Consider the following 5850-nt stretch of genomic DNA (forward strand, 5'->3'; position numbering starts at 1 on the left):
TGATCTACAACACCCGACATCTGCTCGCCGTAGTGCGCGAGTACCTCGCGCACTACAACCAACTCGACGCATCCCTTCGATGACGGCTACGCCGTCAGCCCGCGCTACTCGTCACGTCGGGCGGGAAGCTCCCCATAATCACTGTCCCAGGACCGCAAGGTTCTGTCGTCGTCGATGCAGGCGAGCCGTGTGCCGTCCGGCGCGATCCTCACGTCCCAAACGGCACCCGTAGCCCCGGTAATCTCGGCGCGTTGGGTGGTGTCCCAAGCCCGCATGATCGTGGCGCCGAGGGGAGCACGCCCGCCGCGGCCCGTGGTTGCTGCCGAAGCTGATTTCTTGGCGGTGTGGTTGGCCGGCTTGATGAGTTGGGCACCGCTGGTAGCGTCCCACAGTCGCACGGTCCCGTCGGCGCTTGCACTGGCGATCCAGGTGCTATCTGGAGAGATCGCCACTGCCCATACCTGGTTGGCGTGGGCGGAGATTCTGACGCGCTGAGTGCCGCTTGCTACATCCCACAACCGAACTGTGCCGTCATCGCTAGCGCTGGCGATCCAAGTAGCGTCCGAAGCTATCGCCATCGCAAGCACGTTGCCCGTAAAGCCGGTCCACAACTCGCCCGCGTCGAGACTGAACTGGCCGACCTCGCAATCACCCGCACAACCCTGATCGCCTTGACCGGCGGACCCGACAACCGCCACCAGACGCGACCGTCGTCAGCCCCGCCTATCAACACATCCTCGCCGTGTTCGCCACCGACGCGATGCGCGCCAAAGACGTGTGCCTCGCGCTGGGCGTGGGCACCGCACCCAAGGACACCGAAGGACTACGCGCCATGCTCAAACGCCTCGTCGCCCGCCAGATCCTCGCCGAGACCCAACCGGGCTTGTTCGCACTCGCCCCCACCACGACACCGTCCACACAGGATCCCTAACACGGCCCGGTATCCGGGTCTCTTCGAGGGTGAGCGTCCGGTCGGCGGTTCGCGCGCGAAGCAGGAGCGGGGTGCCGGGCGTCATGCGCAAGGCGATGGCTGAAAAGAAACTTCATTCAGATACTCACATGTGGAGATCTACTGATACGCTCCACTGCGGCATCACTCACCGACACGGAGGAGTTACGTTGAGTGATTGGATGCGTTTGAAGTGGGTCGGTCGCAGCCTCGCGGTTGTGGCGATCAGCGGAGGGATCGTCGCCGGTGGCGTATCGGCTGCACATGCGGCCATATCCGAACCGACCGCAAGTAGCGCGAGTTTCCTCGTCTCGGCCGTGCCGAAGACTGTCACCCTCGACGCGAAGACTGGGGCGGTCCTTGCGGTCAGCGAGGGTCTTCCGATGACCACCATGATCACCAGGCGGTCCTATTGCGAGCCCACGGACGCGTGCTACCGCGCCAGTCGAGTGCCCTACGCTGATCATGGCTTCTACGGCAGCGCCGGCACCTCCACGGGCACCTGGCCAAATCGTGGAAGTGCATACACCGGCAACTACACCGCCACGTTCTGCTGGGTTGGGGCATGCGGCCCAAGGCTGGGGCCGAACACCGCCGTAGGGTTCAACGAGCCCGAGGTGACCGGAACCTCCGTGAGAATCCATTAATCCTGCGTCACCACAGTGTGGCCGCCCGGACGCACCGGGCGGCCACACGCCTTCTATGGTCGCCCTGCCACCGCCGCACGCGACCTCGCATCTACTCAATTCTCGACCTGAGCAGGTACACACGGACCAGTGGACACGATCTGTCCCGTCCGCACATCGACAACGACGCTCCTGGGCCGCTCGGCAGACGCCTCTGGTTGCACAACAACGACTTGCTCGGGCACACATCTAGACGCGGGCGCGTTAGAGGCGCGATCGTTAGGTTCACCGGTAAGACAGGCAAGGCCCACGATAGCCACCACCCCCATGATCTTGCGCACGTCTGACTGCCTTTGAAGCGGCGGCTTTGAGTACGGAGCACTCAGGTCAATGACGGACACAGCGGCACCGTATCCCGCCGACCACCGGTCGCGCAGCAACCGCCGTACGGCCCGCCCGCCGTGTGCTCGTCGGCTGCGCCGCGATACCGGCACATCGTCGGCTTGCTCGGAAGCGACAGCGAGCAGGTGATGAGCCGGTTGGCGTCGCTGTCACGCAGCCGTTCCACGAGGATCACGGCGATGAAGGCGTTGAACCGTAGCTGAGGGTCGGCAAGGAACCCGAGGTAGGTGTGCAGGTCCCGGGCACTGGGGATCGGCGCGGCGCCCGGGTGGGTGTGCCATTCGCCGATCCATTCGCCGCCGTCGCGGGCGAAGGCATCCGCGGCGAGTTGCTGGGCATGGCGCAGGTCGCGGAGGAAGAAGGTGGGCCGGTGCACGGCCGCCGGTCCGGGGTCTCCGGCGCTTCGAACCCATGCGGGCGTGTCATCGGCGTGGCTAAGGAGCAGGCCGCCGGTCTCGTTGCCGTCGGCGGACCGCTGCGCCTCGTCGCGGATTGTCGTGGCGGCGCGAGGGGCAAGGACGACCCGCTCGATCCGTTTGGTGCCGCCGGTTCACGGATCCTCGCAGGTGGGGCAGCCGGGGATCGAAGCCGCGCCCCGCCGCCACCGGATCGTCTCCGCGCGGGTCAGGTCAAACGGCGCAGCCCGGCCGGGCTGCGGTCGCAGCGAGACAATGGCGTGGTCGCCGGGCAATTTCTGGTCGGCCGAGCCGTGCCGTTCCAGGATGGTCGCCACCGCCGCCTTGGCGGCCAGTTGCCCGACCAGATGAAGTTCTGCGCCGACGGCGGTCATGGGACGGTGTCGCGTGCCCTGCCCGTAGCCAGAGTCGATGGCCGGTTCGGGGTCGATCGATCCGGCATCGCCGAGTGCCTGGCGCTGGCAGACCAGGCAGCCGCGGTCACGCCAGGGCCGCAGGCGCAGCAGTTCGCCGATGCCGCCGTCTTCCAGCACGCACGCGAGGATGGCGTCGAGTTTGGCTCGTCGGGCGAGGTGGCTGATCACCCGTCGGGCCGAGACCCCGTCGGTTGCGCCCACCACGATGTCCGAATCCGGCCAGTAGGGCGCGGATCTGGTCGGCGTCGGTCACGACATCCAGGGGCAACGCGGTGACCTTGGTCTCCGGTCGAAGCACCTGCAGGTCTTCGCGGACTGCCGAAACCTTGAGCCGACCGACGTGCGCTGCGCCACTGACGTGACGGACCAGGTTGTGCCATCGCAGCCGGTCATAGTCGACAAGGATGAGGTGACCGACGCCGTACGCGGCGAGCGCATGCGCCACGGCGCCGCCGATGCTGCCCACGCCGACCACCATGATGGTGGTCGTGGTCAGGTGCTAAGCCGGCCAGTACGGAGCAAGCTGTGCGTTTCCGAGGACCTCGGCTCGCATTCGATGTCGAGCGGCGTGACGCCGTCGCCCGCGACGTGCCAGGCCGCCAGATCGGGGACCGGCGCGTCAGGAAAGCGGTCGACCGTGTCCGGTGCGTACGTGAGCGCGATGTACGTGTTTCTACCCGGGCTAACGAAGCCAGATGTCACGAATCCCCTGAAACCGGCCAGTGTTAGCTCGGTCATGCGGCGCTGGCTCAGGTACCACAGTGCGTGTAGGTCAGCGTTGACCCGGTACCACAGGCCACCAGGTCGTACGTCGCCAAAGTTGAGGAAGTGCCTACGCTCCGGTTTCATTGCCACCGGAAGCAGCGGTGCCTCTGGCCCAGCGGAGATCTGGTAGAGGTATCCGGCGTTCTCGGCGTCGACTTATCCCGACCTCGGGATTATCCCGAGGGCTGTTGGGCGGAGCCCTGGAACGGTGGTGGCGGGCGGGTTCCGCGGTGTCGGCGGTGGGGGTGGTCGGGATAATCGCTGGGTCTCGCGGTCGCAGTCGCTGCCCTGAGCCTTGAGTCTTTCCTTGCCGGAGCGTGGTGCTCCGGGAAGGAGGAGGCAGGATGGCTACGGTCTTGTGGGTCCAGGGCGAGGGGCCGTTGGCGCCTTTCGTTGCGGGCTATCGGCGGTGTTTGGAGCAGCTCGGCTATTCGTCCAGGTCGGTGCGGGAACGCATCGAGGTCGTCGGTCGGCTGAGCCGATGGCTTGTGCTTGAAGGGCTCTCGGTCGCTGAGCTCACACCGGAACGGGTGGAGCAGTTTCTAGAGGTCTGGCGGGCGGCGGGGCAGCAGAGGGTGCCCACGATGCGCACGTTGGTGCCGTTGTTCGATCACCTGCGCGAGCAGCGGGTGCTGGCGCCCGCGCCGGCGCTGCCGGTGACGGCCCTGGCGCAGTTGCTGGGCCTTTACAGTCGTTACCTGGTCCAGGATCGGGGTTTGGCTCCGCTCACTGTGCTTCGATATCTGCGGATGGCCAAGCGTTTCCTCGTCCGGCGGGCATCGCAGCCCGGCGGCGGTGAGACGGGGGCCGAAGGTCTCGATGGCGCAGAGATCAATGGTTACCTGTTGGAGTGCTGCTCGCGGCTGGTGGTCGAATCAGCCAAACGGGAAGCCGCTGACCTGCGGTCGCTGCTGAAGTTCCTTTACCTGCAAGGGCTTACGGCCACCGATCTGGGATCGGCTATGCCGCCAGTCGCCGGTTGGCGAGACACGCGGCTGCCGGCGACGATGACCGCCGCGCAGGTCACTGCTCTGCTGGAGGGCTGCGATCGTTCCCGGCCCGCCGGGCTACGCGATCTGGCGGTTTTGAGCCTGCTGGCACGCTTGGGATTGCGCTCTGGTGAGGTCGCCGCCCTGCAACTGGGCGACATTGACTGGCGTGCTGGGGAGATCCTCGTGCGGGGCAAGGCCCGCCGCGACGAACGGCTTCCGCTGACTGTCGAGGCTGGTGAGGCGATCGCTGCGTACTTGCGGCACGGCCGTCCGGCCTCGCGCTGCCCGAAGGTGTTCCTCACCTGCTATGCACCGTTCCGCGGGATCCATCCCAGGTCGATCACGCGCGTCGTCTACCGCGCCTGCCGCCGCGCTGGGCTGGAACCGGTGGGCGGGCATCGCCTTCGTCATGCGCTGGCCACCCAGATGCTGCGCCAGGGAGGCGACCTGGTCGAGATCAGCCAGGTACTGCGTCACCGGGACCTGGCCACCACTTCGGTCTATGCCAAGCTCGACCGGACCGCTTTGCGCACCGTGGCCCGGCCCTGGCCGGGGACCGAACGATGAGCACCCTGGCCGAGCAGGCCGGGGAGTACCTTCGCCTGCGGCGGGCACTCGGTCACGACCTAGCCGAGGTGGCGCGGTTGCTTCCCCGCTTCGTCGCCCACCTGGACGACACCGGCATCACGACGATCACCGTCGACGCGGCCCTGGCGTGGGTACTACAGCCCAACGCAGGTCCGGGCAGCAATCTGCGGGCCCGGCGGATGACAGTGGCCAGAGGATTTGCCCGCCACATGGCCGGCATCGATCCCTGCACGCAGGTGCCGCCGCTTGGCCTGGTGACCTACCGTCAGCGCTGGCGTGCACCGTTCATTTACTCCGCAGCCGACGTTCGGGCGCTGATGGCCGAAGCCGCCCGCTCGATCCCCACACCGCTGCGAGCGGCCACTTACCAGACGCTCATCGGCCTGCTGGCAGCCAGCGGGATGCGAGTCGGTGAGGCCCTTCGTCTGGAGCGCTTCGACATCGACTGGGCCGAGGCCACCATCACCGTCCGCACCTCCAAATTCGGCAAGTCCCGACAACTTCCCCTGAAATCCTCCACTGTGGACGCGCTCGCCTCATATGCTGAGCAACGCAATCGGTTCCAGCCTCGACCGAGAACTGAGGCATTCTTCGTTTCCTCGGCAGGAACGGCGGTGATCTACCCCCATTTCGGGCTCTTCTGACTGATCTGTGGGTTGGTTTGGGCGGTCATCGACCGTGGAGGGTGGGTCGGTG

The 5850-nt window shown here is 66.6% G+C and carries 7 protein-coding genes; 3 read left to right on the plus strand and 4 right to left on the minus strand.

The genetic code is table 11. The annotated features are described in order from the left end of the window. Positions 1–104 precede the first annotated feature (104 nt). Positions 105–698, minus strand: coding sequence for a WD40 repeat domain-containing protein (locus V6V89_RS40920; RefSeq protein WP_334625108.1), 594 nt, complete (start codon positions 696–698; stop codon positions 105–107). 44 nt (positions 699–742) lie between these two features. Between V6V89_RS40920 and V6V89_RS40925 the strand changes: the two genes are divergently transcribed. Further along, positions 743–931, plus strand: a complete 189-nt coding sequence (locus tag V6V89_RS40925; RefSeq protein ID WP_334625109.1) for a hypothetical protein — start codon at positions 743–745, stop codon at positions 929–931. 1026 nt (positions 932–1957) lie between these two features. Here the strand turns inward: V6V89_RS40925 and V6V89_RS40930 are convergent. The 3 genes from V6V89_RS40930 to V6V89_RS42030 are packed head-to-tail and all read right to left on the minus strand — an operon-like array spanning position 1958 to position 3305. Further along, complete coding sequence (locus V6V89_RS40930) at positions 1958–2509, minus strand: Mov34/MPN/PAD-1 family protein (RefSeq protein WP_334625115.1); 552 nt, start codon at positions 2507–2509, stop codon at positions 1958–1960. Positions 2510–2527: 18 nt separating this feature from the next. Beyond that, positions 2528–2926, minus strand: a complete 399-nt coding sequence (locus tag V6V89_RS40935; RefSeq protein ID WP_334625111.1) for a hypothetical protein — start codon at positions 2924–2926, stop codon at positions 2528–2530. Beyond that, complete coding sequence (locus V6V89_RS42030) at positions 2874–3305, minus strand: ThiF family adenylyltransferase (protein ID WP_442935325.1); 432 nt, start codon at positions 3303–3305, stop codon at positions 2874–2876. The genes V6V89_RS40935 and V6V89_RS42030 overlap by 53 nt, the downstream gene beginning before the upstream one ends. Positions 3306–3918: 613 nt before the next feature. Here V6V89_RS42030 and V6V89_RS40940 point away from each other — a divergent pair. After that, positions 3919–5133, plus strand: coding sequence for a site-specific integrase (locus V6V89_RS40940; RefSeq protein ID WP_334625112.1), 1215 nt, complete (start codon positions 3919–3921; stop codon positions 5131–5133). After that, entirely contained in the window at positions 5130–5798 is a 669-nt protein-coding gene (locus tag V6V89_RS40945) for a tyrosine-type recombinase/integrase (RefSeq protein ID WP_334625114.1), read from the plus strand. Before V6V89_RS40940 ends, V6V89_RS40945 begins: the two co-directional genes overlap by 4 nt. The last annotated feature ends 52 nt before the right edge of the window (positions 5799–5850 follow it).

This window comes from Micromonospora sp. CPCC 206061, assembly GCF_036906915.1.
GTDB lineage: Bacteria > Actinomycetota > Actinomycetes > Mycobacteriales > Micromonosporaceae > Phytohabitans.

Bases quoted from the DNA above. Each gene is read 5' to 3' on its own strand.
- V6V89_RS40940 (WP_334625112.1), top strand. From the start codon at position 3,919: ATGGCTACGGTCTTGTGGGTCCAGGGCGAGGGGCCGTTGGCGCCTTTC.
- V6V89_RS40945 (WP_334625114.1), top strand. From the start codon at position 5,130: ATGAGCACCCTGGCCGAGCAGGCCGGGGAGTACCTTCGCCTGCGGCGG.